The sequence below is a fragment of the Rahnella victoriana genome (assembly GCF_004330295.1).
Taxonomy (GTDB): domain Bacteria; phylum Pseudomonadota; class Gammaproteobacteria; order Enterobacterales; family Enterobacteriaceae; genus Rahnella; species Rahnella victoriana.
In genome coordinates this window covers 52153-67567 of the sequence record NZ_SJOJ01000007.1, presented here as the reverse complement: position 1 = coordinate 67567, position 15415 = coordinate 52153, and the positions used below count along the sequence as shown (strand labels likewise).

Sequence of the window (15415 nt, the reverse complement as noted above, 5' to 3'; positions counted from 1 at the left end):
GTGTCAGCGTAAAACTCAATCCTGAAAAAAATTCATTACCCCGCTCCGGCGGGGTTTTTCTTTATCTATCCGGCACTTTGCAGAGGGCCTGCTGACAGTGAGTGAAATTTTTTAGCGATTTCAGTACGATAAAAATCATCCCTTACCACTTTTTCAGATAGACCTTACCTCTAAATCCTCTTAGTCATTTTGGTTATTTATTATTTCCATCACTTCTTTAATTGTTATTATCCGGCTCGTTAACCTACATCCTCTGAAAGGTCTTTCCCGCGCGCGAATCTTTGTGAAAAAGCGCCGGAGGCCGGATTGATGACTTGCTTTTGCATAAGGGAATTCGTACCGCGATGACGACTCAGGCTCCTCCAACTTCACTGCTCCCGCTGACCCCCGAGCAAATGGCCCGCCTTCAATCGGCGATTGGTGATTACTCACCGACTCAGATGGCCTGGCTGTCCGGGTATTTCTGGGGAAGGGTTAACCAGCAACCGGGTGAGGTCGCTGCCCCCGCGCCGGTGCAAGCCGCCGCATCGGTGACCCTGATTTCTGCGTCGCAAACCGGTAACGCCCGTCGTGTCGCCGAGCAACTGCGTGATGACCTGATCGCCGCGAAAATTAACGTCAATCTGGTGAATGCCGGTGACTACAAATTCAAGCAAATTGGTCAGGAAAAGCTGCTGCTGATCGTGGCCTCCACACAGGGCGAAGGCGAGCAGGCGGAAGAAGCCGTCGCATTGCACAAATTCCTGCAATCCAAAAAAGCGCCGAACATGAAAGACACCGCTTTTGCGGTGTTTGCGCTGGGTGATACCTCTTACGAATTCTTCTGTCAGGCGGGTAAAGACTTCGATACCCGTCTGGGCGAACTGGGCGCAGAACGTCTCTTAGACCGCGTGGATGCGGACGTTGAATATAAAGAAGCCGCTGAAAGCTGGCGTAAGCGCATCGTGGATGTGCTGAAACAGCGCGTGCCAGCTGATACCGGTGCGCAGGCTGCGCCGACGCTGGCGGGCAGTGTCAATCAGGTCGACAGCAGCCCGTACAGTAAAGAAGCGCCGCTGACCGCGACACTTTCTGTTAACCAGAAAATCACCGGCCGCGATTCTGACAAAGACGTGCGTCATCTGGAAATCGAACTCGGCGATTCCGGCCTGCGTTACCAGCCGGGCGATGCACTGGGGATCTGGTTCGAAAACGATCCGCAACTGGTGCAGGAAATCGTGGAGCTGTTGTGGCTCAAAGGCGATGAAATCGTCGAAGTGAATGATAAAAAACTCTCGCTTTCAGAAGCCCTGCAACATCACATCGAACTGACTCAGAACACCACGCCGATCATCGAGAAATACGCCGCGCTGTGCCGCGACGAACACCTGACCGGCCTGCTGGCAGATAAACCGGCATTGCAACAATATGCGCAGACCGTGCCGTTCGCTGACATGGTACGCCGCGCGCCGACGGAGCTGGATGCCCAGCAACTGGTAGATTTACTGCGACCGCTGACACCACGCCTGTATTCGATTGCCTCCTCACAGGCGGAAACCGAAACAGAAGTGCATATCACCGTCGGCGTGGTGCGTTACGACATCGACGGGCGTCCGCGTTCCGGTGGCGCCTCCGGCTTCCTGGCCGATCGTCTGGAAGAAGACGGCGAGGTGAAAGTCTTCATCGAGCATAACGACAATTTCCGCCTGCCAGCCAGTCCGGAAACGCCGGTCATTATGATCGGACCTGGCACCGGCATCGCGCCGTTCCGCGCCTTTATTCAGCAGCGTGATAACGACGGCGCCACCGGCAAAAACTGGCTGTTCTTCGGCAACCCGCACTTTACCGATGATTTCCTGTATCAGGTCGAATGGCAGCGTTACGTGAAAGACGGCCTGCTGACGAATATCTCCCTGGCATGGTCACGGGATCAGGCTGAAAAAGTGTATGTACAGGACAAACTGCGCGAGCAGGGTGCTGAAGTCTGGCAATGGTTGCAGGAAGGCGCACATGTCTATGTCTGCGGCGATGCCAACCGTATGGCGAAAGACGTAGAGCAGGCGTTACTGGAAATCATCGCCAAATACGGCGTGATGGATCTGGAAACTGCCGACGAATATCTCAGTGAATTACGTCTTGATCGCCGTTACCAGCGCGACGTCTACTAATGCCCTGCATCCTTCTAATTGCAGGGGCGTTGGCTTCCTTCAGTCACCCGAATCACTGACTTGAGTCAGCTCATCGGGATTCCTTCAGTTGCCGCCTGCCTGCAACTCGAATGATTTTGGGCATAAAGTTATGAGTGAAAAAATTATGAGCAATAAGTTGTGGAGTGAACTCAATCCCGGTCCGGGCCCGCTGATCGTCGATGCCCCGCTGGCTGACGCCGAACGCCTGAAGAAGGAAAGCAATTTCCTGCGCGGCACCATCACAGAAGATTTAAAAGACGGCCTGACCGGCGGCTTCAACGGTGACAACTTCCTGTTGATCCGCTTCCACGGCATGTATCAGCAGGACGACCGTGATATCCGTGCTGAACGTGCGGAACAAAAGCTGGAGCCGCGTCACGCCATGATGCTGCGCTGCCGTTTGCCGGGCGGGGTGATGACGCCTGCGCAGTGGCTGGGCATCGACAAATTTGCCGAAGACAGCACCCTGTACGGCAGCATCCGTATTACTAACCGTCAGACATTCCAGTTCCACGGCATTCTGAAACCGAACGTAAAACCAGTGCATCAGTTGCTGAATAAACTCGGTCTGGATGCGCTGGCGACCGCCAACGACGTTAACCGTAACGTGTTGTGTACCTCGAATCCGGTGGAATCAGAGCTGCATCAGGAAGCCTATCAGTGGGCGAAAAAAATCTCCGAGCACCTGCTGCCGCGCACCCGCGCTTACGCTGAAGTCTGGCTGGATCAGGAAAAAGTCGAAACCACCGACGAAGAGCCGATTCTGGGCGCGACCTATCTGCCGCGTAAATTCAAAACCACCGTGGTGATCCCGCCGCAGAATGATGTGGACCTGCACGCCAACGACCTGAACTTCGTGGCGATTGCCGATAACGGCAAACTGGTCGGCTTCAACGTGCTGGTCGGCGGCGGGCTTTCTATCGCACACGGTGATAAAGCTACGTATGCGCGTACTGCCAGCGAACTGGGCTTTATTCCGCTGGAGAACACGCTGGCTGTTGCCGAAGCGGTGGTGACCACGCAGCGTGACTGGGGTAACCGCACCAACCGTAAAAACGCCAAAACCAAATACACGCTGGAACGCGTCGGCGTGCCGGTTTTCAAAGCCGAAGTTGAAAAACGCGCAGGCATTCAGTTTGGCGATGTTCGTCCTTACGAATTCACCGGTCGCGGCGATCGCATCGGCTGGGTAAAAGGCATCGACAAACAATGGCACCTGACGCTGTTTATCGAAAATGGCCGTATTCTTGATTATCCGGGCAAGCCGCTGAAAACCGGTCTGGCAGAAATTGCTAAGATCCATAAAGGCGATTTCAGGCTTACTGCTAACCAGAACCTGATCGTGGCCGGAGTCTCAGAAAAAGCCAAAGACGCGATCGAAACACTGGCGCGTAATCACGGCCTGATCGACGACGGCGTCACCGAGCAGCGTAAAAACTCGATGGCCTGCGTGTCTTATCCGACCTGCCCGCTGGCGATGGCGGAAGCGGAACGTTTCCTGCCTGAGTTTGTGGCCAAAGTGGAAGGCATCATGCACAGCCACGGCGTGGGCGATGAACATATCGTTCTGCGTGTGACCGGTTGTCCGAACGGCTGCGGCCGTGCGCTGCTGGCCGAAATTGGTCTGGTGGGTAAAGCGATGAACCGCTACAACCTGCACCTCGGCGGTAACCGCGCCGGAACACGTATTCCGCGCATGTACCGCGAAAATATTTCTGATGCTGAGATCCTGAGCATCATTGACGAACTGGTCGGACGCTGGTCAAAAGAGCGCGAAACCGGTGAAGGCTTTGGTGACTTCGTGATCCGCGCCGGGATCATCAGGCCGGTGCTGGATCCCGCACGCGACTTTTATGATTAAGCGCGCTAACCGACTGGAGGCAATATGAGTTTGCTGAATCTGACTCTGGCTGAACTGAATGAACTGCCGAAGTCCGGACAATCTATGGCGCTGGCGGAAATTAACGTCAGCCTCGAAAAACTGTCCGCGCAGGAGCGTGTGCAATGGGCGCTGGAAAATATGCCCGGCGAATTCGCGCTGTCTTCAAGCTTCGGTATTCAGGCGGCGGTGTGTCTGCATTTAGTCACGCAGCAGAAACCGGACATTCCGGTGATCCTGACTGACACCGGCTATCTTTTCCCGGAAACCTATCAGTTCATCGATACGTTAACCGAACAGCTGAACCTGAATTTGCAGGTGTTCCGCGCGGAGCATTCTGCGGCGTGGCAGGAAGCGCGCTACGGCAAACTGTGGGAGCAGGGCGTCGAAGGCATTGAGAAGTACAATCACATCAACAAAGTCGAGCCGATGAATCGTGCGATTCAGACGCTCGGCGTGCAGACCTGGTTCGCCGGTCTGCGTCGCGAGCAATCCGGCAGCCGTGCGCATCTGCCTGTGCTGGCTGTGCAACGTGGTGTGTTTAAAATCCTGCCGATCATCGACTGGGATAACCGTCAGATCTTCCGCTATCTGCAAGACAACGGCCTGAGCTATCACCCGCTGTGGGATCAGGGCTACCTTTCCGTCGGTGACACGCACACCACCAAGAAGTGGGAAGAAGGCATGAAAGAAGAAGATACGCGATTTTTTGGGCTTAAACGCGAATGCGGGCTGCACGAATAAATCCCCGTCATACTTCGGGTTGCAGATGCGTTGGCTGCGCGCTCTTACCCCGGTCACATAGTAATCTATGCTCCCGGGGATGCGTTTGCTTGCCGCCTTCCTGCAACCCGAATTATTTAGGGGATTCCTGTTATTAGCGTCTCAACTCCCCCTATTCGGGTTGCAGATGCGTTGGCTGCGCGCTCTTACCCCGGTCACATAGTAATCTATGCTCCCGGGGATGCGTTTACTTGCCGCCTTCCTGCAATCCGAATTATTTAGGGGATTCCAGATAAGAATCCCTTAAATTGTCCTCTTAATCAGGCGTGTTTCGCCGGTTTCGCCAGATCCCTCAGCAGCGGATAAAGCACTTTCACCGTATCGCGTGAGCGTTTTTCAATGCGGCCCGGCAGGGCTTTATCCAGATATTGCAGATTGTCGAACTGGCTTTGATAACGCGTGGTGCCCAGCGGGAAATGGCGGGTGATGGCACGTTGCTGTTCGCCGTCTTTTTTACCCAGCGCAAAGTTGGTTGCGGTGACGTTCAGCAGGGGCAGACGGGCGTTATCCAGCGCGCTGATGCCGTCGCAGCAATGTGCGCCTTCGTGGCTTTCCGCCGGGATCCCCAGACTGCGTGCAATGGCCAGTGCCCGCACGCGGGTGAGTTTCGCCACCGCGGCGGAGGTGTTTACGCCGCTGTTGAAATACAACCGGTCGCCGGTGATCAGCGAATTCAGGTTGATGACCAGAAGGGTGTTTTTCTTCTCTTCGGCGCTCATGCGGTTCACAAAATCTTCCGCCCCTTTTGCGCCGGTCTCTTCCGCACTCAGCGCCACGAAACGCAGACTGTAATGCGTCGGGATGGCCTGCATCCGTTCCGCCAGTTCCAGCATCACACCGACGCCTGAGGCGTTATCATCCACGCCCTGCAAGGTCAGGCCGCCGAGATTATGGTTGGTGTCGTTATCGCTTTGCGGCACGTAGGTATCAAAATGCGCCATCACGATGATTTGCTGCGGCACCTCACCGGCGCGGGCGGCAATCACTGACGTGGCGTGAATATTCTGCCAGTTCTTTTTGCCTGCGTTGTTGGTGTACAGATAGCGGGTATCGAAGCCGCGTAAATCGCTCTTATAGCCTAATTTATTGAATTGCTGATTCAGATAATCCGCCGCGATAAGTTCTGCGGGACTGCCGGCCATGCGACCGGGAAAGTAGGTGGCGATATGGCGAATCTGCTGACTGGCGATCATGCCCATCGCCGGAAGCGGGGCGGACGCCGCCAGCGCATGACCTAAACCGGCACAGCTGAGGCTCAGGGCCAGCAGTGTCCGCGTCATGCGTGAAAAAGAAAACATAGCCAAAAATCCTTATTTGCTGGTCAAAACGACCGGAAGGCAATCAAACAACAGGCCGCGTGGGGCGGTCTTACTGGGGCTACAGTATGCGATTGTCTGCGTCATTAGACAATTTCCCGTTATCCCAAACCGCTCTTTTTGCCGGGCTATATTCCATTTAGTAACTATTCATTCCTTTTCGTCATTTCAGATCAAATATTGCCTGCACGTATAGTTTGTTTATTAATCCTGATAATCAATTAAGGCTTTTGTGGACTATCTACCAATATTTGCCGACCTCAAACAACGCCCCGTGCTGGTTGTGGGAGGTGGCGAAGTCGCTGCTCGCAAAATCGATCTTCTCCTGCGGGCGGGTGCGCAAGTACGGATAGTCGCACAGGCACTTTCTCCCGAACTGGAACAACGCCGACAGGCCGCTGAAATCAGCTGGTCAGCTCAGGCTTTTCTGCCGGAACAGCTCGATGATGTGTTTCTGGTGATTGCCGCCACTGATGACGCTGCGCTGAATGCAGAAGTGTTTGAGCAGGCGAACCGCCGTCATCTGCTGGCTAACGTCGTGGACGATCAGCCGAAGTGCTCTTTCATTTTCCCCTCGATTGTCGACCGTTCGCCGATCGTGGTGGCGATTTCGTCCAGCGGCAAAGCACCGGTACTCGCCAGAATGCTGCGCGAAAAGCTGGAAACCTTGCTGCCGACCAGTCTGGGACAAATGGCCGATATCGCCGGACGCTGGCGCGACAATGTCAAAACGCAGTTCAGTTCCATGCGTGCGCGCCGTCGTTTCTGGGAACAGCTGTTTGCCGGGCGTTTTGCCAGCCTTGCTTCTTCGGGAAAGCTCGCAGAAGCCGAACAAGCTCTGCAACAACAGTTAGAAAGTGCGGAAGACATCTCGCATAACGGCAATGTCACGCTGGTCGGCGCGGGACCGGGTGATGCAGGATTGCTCACCTTACGCGGGTTGCAGGTGATGCAGCAGGCAGATGTGGTGCTTTACGATCATCTGGTCAGCGAAGATGTTCTGGATCTGGTTCGCCGCGATGCGGACAAAATCTGCGTCGGTAAACGCGCGGGCAGTCATTCTGTCGCGCAGGAAGAAACCAACCGTCTGCTGGTCGAACTGGCGCAGCAGGGGAAAAAAGTCGTGCGCCTCAAGGGCGGTGACCCGTTTATTTTCGGTCGAGGCGGCGAAGAATTACAGGCGGTGCAGGCCGCGGGCATTCCTTTCCAGGTGGTGCCGGGCGTGACGGCAGCGGCGGGCGCGACGGCGTATGCCGGGATCCCGCTGACGCACCGTGATTACGCGCAGAGTGTGATATTCGTGACCGGCCATTGCCGCCCGGAAAATAACGGCGTGCAGTGGGAAACCCTCGCGAAAGGCCAGCAAACATTGGCGATTTACATGGGTACGCTCAAGGCCGCTGACATCAGCCAGCAACTGATCGCCCATGGTCGCGCAGCAAATACGCCCGTCGCGGTTATCGGACGGGGAACGCGTTCTGATCAGCAGGTACTGACCGGAACACTCGATAATCTTGAACATCTGGCTCAACAGGCGCCGACGCCGGCGTTACTGGTGATTGGTGAAGTGGTATCACTTCATCAGCAACTGGCCTGGTTTGGGCATCATCCTGAGACTGACGGCACTCAACGTCCGTCGGTTGTGAATTTGGCTTAAAGGATCTGTTATGGACGAAAAACGACTGACTCATTTGCGGCAACTGGAGGCGGAGAGTATCCATATCATCCGTGAAGTGGCTGCTGAATTCGCCAACCCGGTGATGATGTACTCCATCGGGAAAGATTCCTCGGTGATGCTGCATCTGGCACGTAAAGCCTTCTTCCCGGGTACCTTGCCGTTCCCGCTGCTGCATGTGGATACCGGCTGGAAATTCCGCGAAATGTACGAATTCCGCGACCGCACGGCGAAGAACTACGGTTTTGAACTGCTGGTGCATAAAAACCCGGAAGGCGTGGCAATGGGCATCAACCCGTTCGTGCATGGCAGTGCCAAACACACCGATATCATGAAAACCGAAGGTCTGAAGCAGGCGCTGAATAAATACGGCTTTGATGCTGCTTTCGGTGGCGCACGCCGTGATGAAGAAAAATCCCGTGCCAAAGAGCGTATTTATTCGTTCCGTGACCGCTTCCACCGCTGGGATCCAAAAAACCAGCGCCCGGAACTGTGGCACAACTACAACGGCCAGATTAACAAAGGCGAAAGCATCCGCGTGTTCCCGCTCTCCAACTGGACTGAGCTGGATATCTGGCAGTACATCTATCTGGAAAACATCGAGATCGTTCCGCTGTATCTGGCCGCGCCGCGTCCGGTTCTGGAGCGCGACGGGATGCTGCTGATGGTCGATGACGATCGTATTGATCTGCAACCGGGCGAAGTGATCGAGAAGAAAATGGTGCGTTTCCGCACATTAGGTTGCTGGCCGCTGACCGGTGCCGTTGAATCCGGGGCGCAAACGCTGCCGGAGATCATCGAAGAAATGCTGGTGTCGACCACCAGTGAACGTCAGGGACGCGCGATCGACCGTGATCAGGCCGGTTCGATGGAACTGAAAAAGCGTCAAGGGTACTTCTGAGGAGCCGCAGCTAATGAATAACGCAATTGCACAACAAATCGCGGAGCAGGGCGGCGTCGAAGCTTACCTGCACGCTCAGCAACACAAAAGCCTGCTGCGCTTCCTGACCTGCGGCAGCGTCGATGACGGCAAAAGTACCCTGATCGGTCGTCTGCTGCATGACACTCGTCAGATCTACGAAGATCAGTTGTCTTCACTGCATAACGACAGCAAACGTCACGGTACCCAGGGCGAGAAACTGGATCTGGCGTTGCTGGTGGATGGCTTACAGGCCGAACGCGAGCAGGGCATCACCATTGACGTGGCTTACCGCTATTTCTCTACCGAGAAACGTAAGTTCATCATCGCTGACACGCCGGGGCACGAACAGTACACCCGCAACATGGCGACCGGTGCATCGACCTGTGATCTGGCGATCTTACTGATCGACGCCCGTAAAGGCGTGCTGGATCAAACCCGCCGTCACAGCTTCATTGCGACCTTGCTCGGGATCCGCCATCTGGTGGTGGCCGTCAACAAAATGGATCTGGTGGATTACAGCGAAGCGGTTTACGAGCAATTTAAACAGGATTATCTGGATTTCGCTCAACAACTGCCGACCGATCTGGACATCAAATTTGTGCCGCTGTCGGCGCTGGAAGGCGATAACGTCGCCACGCCAAGCGGGAAAATGAGCTGGTACACCGGCCCGACGCTGCTCGACGTGCTGGAAACCGTCAACATCATTAACATCCGTGAACAGCAGCCGATGCGCTTCCCGGTGCAGTATGTGAACCGTCCGAACCTCGATTTCCGGGGTTATGCCGGTACGCTGGCGTCCGGCTCCGTGCGTGTCGGTCAGAAAGTGAAAGTGCTGCCGTCCGGTGTGGAATCCACCGTGGCGCGCATTGTGACTTTCGATGGCGATTTGCAGGAAGCCTGGGCAGGCGAAGCGATTACGCTGGTGCTGGCCGATGAACGTGACATCAGCCGTGGCGACACGCTGGTGGACGCAGAAGAAACCGTCAAACCGGTACAGAATGCCAAAGTCGATGTGGTGTGGATGGCTGAACAGCCACTGAGCGTGGGCCAGAGCTACGACATCAAAGTCGGCGGAAAAAAAGCCCGTGCGCGGGTGGAAAATATCGAATATCAGGTCGAGATCAACACCCTGACGCAGCGCGTGGTGGAAAACCTGCCGCTCAACGGTATCGGCCTGGTGGAACTGACTTTCGACGAACCGCTGGTGCTGGATAACTACCAGAGTAACGCGGTGACCGGTGGCATGATCTTTATTGATCGCCTGACCAACGTGACGGTCGGTGCCGGTCTGGTGCGTGAAGCCGTTGAACAGGTTTATCAGGAATCGGATAAATACAGCGCATTTGAGCTGGAACTGAACAGTCTGGTACGCCGTCACTTCCCGCACTGGGGCGCACGCGATTTACTGGGTGGCAAATAAGATGGCCTCACCGGACGGCGCTTTACGCAAAGATGAGAACGTTGTCTGGCATCCGCACGCGGTGACGCGTGCGGATCGCGAAAAGCAACATGGTCATCGCGGCGCGGTGTTGTGGTTCACCGGGCTTTCTGGCTCGGGGAAATCCACCGTCGCCGGTGCACTGGAGCAGGCATTGCATGCTCAGGGTGTCAGCACTTATCTGCTGGATGGTGACAATGTCCGCCACGGACTTTGCCGCGATCTGGGCTTCACTGACGATGACCGTCGTGAAAACATCCGCCGTGTGGGGGAAGTGGCAAAACTGATGGTGGATGCCGGACAGGTGGTGCTGACCGCGTTCATTTCGCCACACCGTGCCGAGCGTGACATGGTGCGTGATTTGCTGGAAGACGGTCAGTTTATTGAAGTGTTTGTGGATACGCCGCTGGCGATCTGCGAGGCGCGGGATCCGAAAGGGTTATACAAGAAAGCCCGTGCCGGAGAGCTGAAAAACTTCACCGGTATTGACTCCGAATATCAGCCGCCGGAGACCCCGGATGTGCATCTTGATGGTGAACAATTGGTAACACAATTGGTGCCTCAATTATTAGAAGTGATGCGCCAGCGCGCTATTATCAATCCCTGAATGTTGCCGGCCAAACGCCACAGAGCGTGCCGGTTTACACTGAAATACAGGGATCATCTATGCAGGCATTACTCAGCAGACTTGTCAGCCGGATCCGTGTGGATCGTCGCGGGGAACTCAGCCCGCGGACACACGTGCTGGCACAGACAACTGACAATCCGGATACTGAAGAACCGTCTTACTCCATGCAGGGCGGGTTTATCGGTTTCGTCTTCTACTGGCTGGCCTTTGCGATCCCTTTTCTGGTTTACGGTTCCAATACCCTGTTTTTCCTGCTTTACACCTGGCCGTTCTTTCTGGCGCTGATGCCGGTTTCCGTCCTGATAGGTATTGCGTTCAGCATGTTCTTTCGCGGTTGCTGGTTTAAAAGCGCAGTGGCGAGTGCGATCTGCGTCATTGGCATGTTCTGGACGGTCTTCTCCTTCCTGTCTGGCTGGTGATTTTTTCTGGCGGTTTTCCCTGCAAATTCCCTTCACGATGTAACCCATTGTGTCATTCTCACCCATAATTGCGTGCGTAAGTCTGATTCTCACCGGCATTTGCCCTGCCATAGTGGAGTCAGAGGGAAAGTTGTGGGATGATTGTCCAGCTTTTTTAGGGGGCGGGGATGGGCAAACTAACACTGCTATTACTGATTTTACTTGGCTGGCTACAGTATTCGCTGTGGCTGGGTAAGAATGGTATTCACGATTATGTACGTGTAAATGATGACGTTCAGGTGCAACAAGTTAATAACGGCAAACTGAAATCACGTAATGATCAACTTTTCGCAGAAATCGACGATTTAAATGGTGGTCAGGAAGCGATCGAAGAACGCGCGCGCAACGAACTGAGCATGATTAAACCCGGCGAGACTTTCTATCGTCTGGTGCCTGACAACAAACGTGCGCCGGGCAGCACCGTTTCGCAAAACAACCTGAATCAATAGCCATGAGTCATACCGCAGTTTCCCTTCCAGAGGTCATTGCCGTGTTACCGGCTGCCGGTATTGGCAGCCGTATGCAGGCAGAATGCCCCAAGCAGTACCTTTCTGTCGGCGGTAAAACGCTGATAGAACATTCCATTCTCGCTTTGCTGCAAAGCGGCAAAGTCAGTCAGGTTATCGTGGCATTAAGCCCGCATGACACGCACTTCCATCAGCTTCCCATTGCCGGTGATCCGCGTATCCGCGTGGTGACAGGCGGTGCGGAACGCGCTGAGTCGGTGATGGCCGGACTGGACGTCGCCGGAGACCACGGCTGGGTGCTGGTGCATGACGCCGCGCGGCCATGCCTGCACCCTGATGATCTCAATAATCTGCTGGCGATTGCGGCCACCAGTAAAGTGGGCGGCATCCTCGCCGCGCCGGTGCGTGACACCATGAAGCGGGGCGAACCGGGCATTGCAGCGATTGCCCATACGGTTGACCGTCAGGATCTCTGGCATGCGCTGACACCGCAATTTTTCCCGCTCGAATTACTGAAAACCTGCCTGCGCCGTGCACTCAATGAAGGTGCGGTGATCACAGATGAAGCCTCGGCAATGGAATATTGCGGTTTTCATCCTATGCTGATCCCGGCACGGGCCGATAATATTAAAGTCACCCGACCAGAAGATCTGGCGCTGGCTGAATTCTATTTAACCCGCTTATCCCAGGAGGAGAACGCATAATGCGTATCGGTCACGGTTTTGATGTACATAAATTTGGCGGCGAAGGCCCGCTGGTGATCGGTGGTGTGCGTATCCCTTATCCGCAGGGTTTACTGGCGCATTCTGACGGTGACGTGGCGCTGCACGCGGCCACGGATGCACTGCTCGGCGCGGCTGCGCTGGGGGATATCGGCAAGCTTTTCCCGGATACCGATCCGGCCTTCAAAGGCGCTGACAGCCGTGAACTGCTGCGCGAAGCTTATCGCCGTATCCGTGCGAAGGGCTACAAGCTGGGCAATCTGGACATCACGATCATTGCCCAGGCACCGAAAATGGCGCCGCACATCCCGCAGATGCGTGTGTTTCTGGCCGAAGATTTGCAATGCCATATGGATGACGTCAACGTAAAAGCCACCACCACCGAACAGCTGGGTTTTACCGGCCGTGGCGAAGGTATCGCCTGCGAAGCCGTTGCCCTGCTGATTAAGGAATAATGTTGTGGAAGATTACCGCATGATAGATATGTCCCGACTCACCTGGTTACTGGGTGAGCCTGTTGCCACCGGCCAGCTGAAAGCCAATCCCGAAGACTTTATTGTCGAAGAGGATCTGGGTTTTGAGCCGGACGGCGAAGGTGAACATCTGTTGGTGCGGATCCGCAAGAATGGCTGTAACACGCAGTTTGTCGCAGAGCAGCTGGCGCGGTTTGCCAAAGTGCATCCGCGTGACGTCAGTTACGCCGGTCTCAAAGACCGCCATGCGGTCACCGAACAATGGTTTTGCCTGCATCTGCCGGGCAAGGCTGATCCGGATTTAAGTCAGTTTGACCTTGAAGGCTGCGAAGTGGTGCGTGCCTCACGCCATCGCAAAAAAATGCGTATCGGTACCCTGAAAGGTAATGCGTTTACGCTGGTGCTGCGTCAGGTCAGCGATATTGCGGATGTCGTAGCGCGTCTGGAAAAAATTACCCAACAGGGCGTACCGAACTATTTCGGCACACAGCGCTTTGGTCGTGGTGGCAACAATCTGGTGCAGGCGAAACGCTGGGCGACCAACGAAGCCCGTCCGAAAGAACGCGCCAAACGCAGTTTCTATCTTTCCGCCAGCCGCAGCGCGATGTTCAATATCGTCGCCAGTCAGCGTCTGGCCGACGGCACCGTGCGTCAGCCAATGCTGGGTGATGCCCTGCAACTGAGCGGGCGCGGCAGCTGGTTTGTGGCGAAAGCCGAAGAGTTTGCATCGCTGCAACCGCGCGTTGAAAGCGGTGAACTGCTGGTGACGGCACCTTTACCCGGTGACGGTCCGCTGGGCACGCTGGAAGACGCCGAAGCGTTCGAGCAAACCTGTCTCAGCGACCAGACGGATTTGCTGTCACTGCTGAAACGCGAGCGCGTCGAACCGGCACGTCGTGCCATCATGCTGCAACCTTTGCAGATGCAATGGCAGCGCTGGGATGACGTCACTCTGGAACTCAAATTCTGGTTACCGGCCGGCAGTTATGCCACCAGCGTGGTGCGTGAACTGATGAATCTGGATGAAGCTGATGCGGATATTACTGAGTAACGACGACGGCGTTCTGGCTCCCGGCATACAGGCGCTGGCGTCCGCGCTGCGTGAGTTTGCCGACGTGAAGCTGGTGGCCCCTGACCGTAACCGCAGCGGCGCATCGAATGCGCTGACGCTGGACGGTCCGTTGCGTATTCAGTCCTATCCCAACGGTGATACCGCCGTGATTAACGGCACACCGACTGATTGTGTCTATCTCGGCGTGAACACGCTGATGCGCCCGAAGCCGGATATCGTGGTGTCTGGCATTAATGCCGGACCGAACCTGGGCGACGATGTGATTTACTCCGGTACGGTCGCCGCCGCGATGGAAGGCCGTCATCTGGGCTTTCCGGCGCTGGCGGTTTCGCTGGACGGTCATCAGCATTACGACACGGCGGCGATCATCACTTGTCGCCTTCTCAGGGCGCTGGCGCGTGAGCCTTTGCGTACTGGCAAAATTCTGAATATTAACGTCCCGGATCTGCCGCTTTCGCAGATTAAAGGGATCAAAGTGACGCGTTGTGGTAGCCGTCATCCGGCCGAGCAGGTATTTTGTCAGCAGGATCCGCGCGGTCAGGACTTGTACTGGATTGGCCCGCCGGGCGATAAGTTTGATGTCGCACCTGATACCGATTTTGCTGCCGTGGCGCAAGGTTACGTGTCAGTGACGCCACTGCAGGTGGATTTGACCGCTTATGCGGCTCAGGATGTCGTGGTCTCATGGTTGGAAAAGGCCGGGGTGAGCGCGAATGGTGAATAAGCCGATGTACAACCTGCTGGAACAACTGCGCCAGCAGGGTATTCATGATGAAAAACTGTTGCATGCCATTGAATCCGTGCCGCGTGAGCGTTTCGTGGACGAGGCATTTCAGCACAAAGCTTACGAAAACACCGCGTTGCCTATTGGCTCCGGCCAGACGATTTCCCAGCCTTATACGGTGGCGAGAATGACCGAACTGCTGCGCCTTGAGCCTTCTTCCCGCGTGCTGGAAATTGGCACCGGTTCAGGCTATCAGACCGCCATTCTGGCGCATCTGGTCGGGCATGTTTTCTCGGTTGAACGCATCAAAGGCTTGCAGTGGCAGGCGAAAAGACGTCTCAAGCAGCTTGATTTGCATAACGTTTCTACCCGTCATGGCGACGGCTGGCAGGGCTGGCCTTCACGCGGTCCGTTTGATGCCATTATTGTCACCGCCGCACCCCCTGAAATACCTCAAGATTTACTGCAACAACTCGATGATGGCGGGGTTTTGATCCTGCCCGTGGGTGAAGAAAACCAGACATTGCAACGGGTCACCCGGCGTGGTGATGAGTTTGTCGCAGAGACTATCGAAGCCGTTCGTTTTGTCCCGCTGGTCAAAGGCGAACTGGCCTGAACGGCAGCCCGCAGGACTAACCCCTTAAAATTTAAATACAACTGTTATATGGTGCTGTACTGGCGATGTTGATA

15 protein-coding genes are annotated in these 15415 nt (G+C 55.5%); 14 read left to right on the top strand and 1 reads right to left on the bottom strand.

Features of this window, described 5'->3' with window-relative positions:
• Positions 1-344 precede the first annotated feature (344 nt).
• The 3 genes from cysJ to EYY67_RS07845 all read left to right on the top strand — a co-directional run bounded on the left by cysJ (position 345) and on the right by EYY67_RS07845 (position 4791).
• Positions 345-2147, top strand: coding sequence for an NADPH-dependent assimilatory sulfite reductase flavoprotein subunit (gene cysJ, locus EYY67_RS07855; protein ID WP_095923522.1), 1803 nt, complete (start codon positions 345-347; stop codon positions 2145-2147).
• A gap of 145 nt (positions 2148-2292) precedes the next feature.
• Positions 2293-4029, top strand: coding sequence for an assimilatory sulfite reductase (NADPH) hemoprotein subunit (gene cysI / locus EYY67_RS07850; protein ID WP_131693261.1), 1737 nt, complete (start codon positions 2293-2295; stop codon positions 4027-4029).
• 24 nt (positions 4030-4053) lie between these two features.
• On the top strand, positions 4054-4791 hold the full coding sequence (locus EYY67_RS07845) for a phosphoadenylyl-sulfate reductase (protein ID WP_013574005.1): 738 nt from the start codon (positions 4054-4056) through the stop codon (positions 4789-4791).
• Positions 4792-5090: 299 nt separating this feature from the next.
• On the opposite strand, the gene EYY67_RS07840 is transcribed toward EYY67_RS07845, so the two are convergent.
• Positions 5091-6128 carry an aminopeptidase gene (locus tag EYY67_RS07840; protein WP_131693260.1) on the bottom strand — a complete coding sequence of 346 codons (1038 nt, stop codon included), beginning with the start codon at positions 6126-6128 and terminating at the stop codon, positions 5091-5093.
• A 250-nt stretch (positions 6129-6378) separates the two neighbouring features.
• On the opposite strand from EYY67_RS07840, the gene cysG reads away from it, so the two are divergent.
• The 11 genes from cysG (at position 6379) to EYY67_RS07785 (ending at position 15341) form a co-directional block, all read left to right on the top strand.
• Positions 6379-7803: a siroheme synthase CysG gene (gene cysG / locus EYY67_RS07835; protein ID WP_131693259.1), complete on the top strand. Its 1425-nt coding sequence runs from the start codon at positions 6379-6381 to the stop codon at positions 7801-7803.
• A gap of 10 nt (positions 7804-7813) precedes the next feature.
• Entirely contained in the window at positions 7814-8722 is a 909-nt protein-coding gene (cysD, locus tag EYY67_RS07830) for a sulfate adenylyltransferase subunit CysD (RefSeq protein WP_047609197.1), read from the top strand.
• A gap of 13 nt (positions 8723-8735) precedes the next feature.
• Positions 8736-10163 (top strand): sulfate adenylyltransferase subunit CysN, encoded by a 1428-nt coding sequence (gene cysN, locus EYY67_RS07825; protein ID WP_131693258.1) that lies wholly within the window; start codon positions 8736-8738, stop codon positions 10161-10163.
• 1 nt (position 10164) lies between these two features.
• Positions 10165-10788 carry an adenylyl-sulfate kinase gene (gene cysC / locus EYY67_RS07820; protein ID WP_095923518.1) on the top strand — a complete coding sequence of 208 codons (624 nt, stop codon included), beginning with the start codon at positions 10165-10167 and terminating at the stop codon, positions 10786-10788.
• A 59-nt stretch (positions 10789-10847) separates the two neighbouring features.
• Positions 10848-11228 (top strand): DUF3561 family protein, encoded by a 381-nt coding sequence (locus EYY67_RS07815; RefSeq protein ID WP_095923517.1) that lies wholly within the window; start codon positions 10848-10850, stop codon positions 11226-11228.
• Positions 11229-11395: 167 nt separating this feature from the next.
• Positions 11396-11716: a cell division protein FtsB gene (gene ftsB / locus EYY67_RS07810; protein WP_095923516.1), complete on the top strand. Its 321-nt coding sequence runs from the start codon at positions 11396-11398 to the stop codon at positions 11714-11716.
• A 2-nt stretch (positions 11717-11718) separates the two neighbouring features.
• Positions 11719-12438, top strand: coding sequence for a 2-C-methyl-D-erythritol 4-phosphate cytidylyltransferase (ispD, locus tag EYY67_RS07805; protein WP_095923515.1), 720 nt, complete (start codon positions 11719-11721; stop codon positions 12436-12438).
• Positions 12438-12911 carry a 2-C-methyl-D-erythritol 2,4-cyclodiphosphate synthase gene (gene ispF, locus EYY67_RS07800; protein ID WP_015695903.1) on the top strand — a complete coding sequence of 158 codons (474 nt, stop codon included), beginning with the start codon at positions 12438-12440 and terminating at the stop codon, positions 12909-12911. The genes ispD and ispF overlap by 1 nt, the downstream gene beginning before the upstream one ends.
• 22 nt (positions 12912-12933) lie before the next feature.
• Positions 12934-13980: a tRNA pseudouridine(13) synthase TruD gene (gene truD, locus EYY67_RS07795; protein WP_162928589.1), complete on the top strand. Its 1047-nt coding sequence runs from the start codon at positions 12934-12936 to the stop codon at positions 13978-13980.
• The gene (surE, locus tag EYY67_RS07790) at positions 13961-14725 is read left to right on the top strand and encodes a 5'/3'-nucleotidase SurE (RefSeq protein ID WP_162928582.1); all 765 of its coding nucleotides are present in this window, start codon (positions 13961-13963) and stop codon (positions 14723-14725) included. The genes truD and surE overlap by 20 nt, the downstream gene beginning before the upstream one ends.
• Positions 14715-15341, top strand: a complete 627-nt coding sequence (locus tag EYY67_RS07785) for a protein-L-isoaspartate(D-aspartate) O-methyltransferase (RefSeq protein WP_095923514.1) — start codon at positions 14715-14717, stop codon at positions 15339-15341. The genes surE and EYY67_RS07785 overlap by 11 nt, the downstream gene beginning before the upstream one ends.
• Positions 15342-15415: the final 74 nt, after the last annotated feature.

What these genes read in the sequence shown, in the direction of transcription:
- cysJ (WP_095923522.1), top strand. Translation starts at nt 345, where the DNA reads ATGACGACTCAGGCTCCTCCAACTTCACTGCTCCCGCTGACCCCCGAG.
- cysI (WP_131693261.1), top strand. Translation starts at nt 2,293, where the DNA reads ATGAGCAATAAGTTGTGGAGTGAACTCAATCCCGGTCCGGGCCCGCTG.
- EYY67_RS07845 (WP_013574005.1), top strand. Translation starts at nt 4,054, where the DNA reads ATGAGTTTGCTGAATCTGACTCTGGCTGAACTGAATGAACTGCCGAAG.
- EYY67_RS07840 (WP_131693260.1), bottom strand. Translation starts at nt 6,128, where the DNA reads ATGTTTTCTTTTTCACGCATGACGCGGACACTGCTGGCCCTGAGCCTC.
- cysD (WP_047609197.1), top strand. Translation starts at nt 7,814, where the DNA reads ATGGACGAAAAACGACTGACTCATTTGCGGCAACTGGAGGCGGAGAGT.
- cysN (WP_131693258.1), top strand. Translation starts at nt 8,736, where the DNA reads ATGAATAACGCAATTGCACAACAAATCGCGGAGCAGGGCGGCGTCGAA.
- cysC (WP_095923518.1), top strand. Translation starts at nt 10,165, where the DNA reads ATGGCCTCACCGGACGGCGCTTTACGCAAAGATGAGAACGTTGTCTGG.
- EYY67_RS07815 (WP_095923517.1), top strand. Translation starts at nt 10,848, where the DNA reads ATGCAGGCATTACTCAGCAGACTTGTCAGCCGGATCCGTGTGGATCGT.
- ftsB (WP_095923516.1), top strand. Translation starts at nt 11,396, where the DNA reads ATGGGCAAACTAACACTGCTATTACTGATTTTACTTGGCTGGCTACAG.
- ispD (WP_095923515.1), top strand. Translation starts at nt 11,719, where the DNA reads ATGAGTCATACCGCAGTTTCCCTTCCAGAGGTCATTGCCGTGTTACCG.
- ispF (WP_015695903.1), top strand. Translation starts at nt 12,438, where the DNA reads ATGCGTATCGGTCACGGTTTTGATGTACATAAATTTGGCGGCGAAGGC.
- surE (WP_162928582.1), top strand. Translation starts at nt 13,961, where the DNA reads ATGCGGATATTACTGAGTAACGACGACGGCGTTCTGGCTCCCGGCATA.
- EYY67_RS07785 (WP_095923514.1), top strand. Translation starts at nt 14,715, where the DNA reads ATGGTGAATAAGCCGATGTACAACCTGCTGGAACAACTGCGCCAGCAG.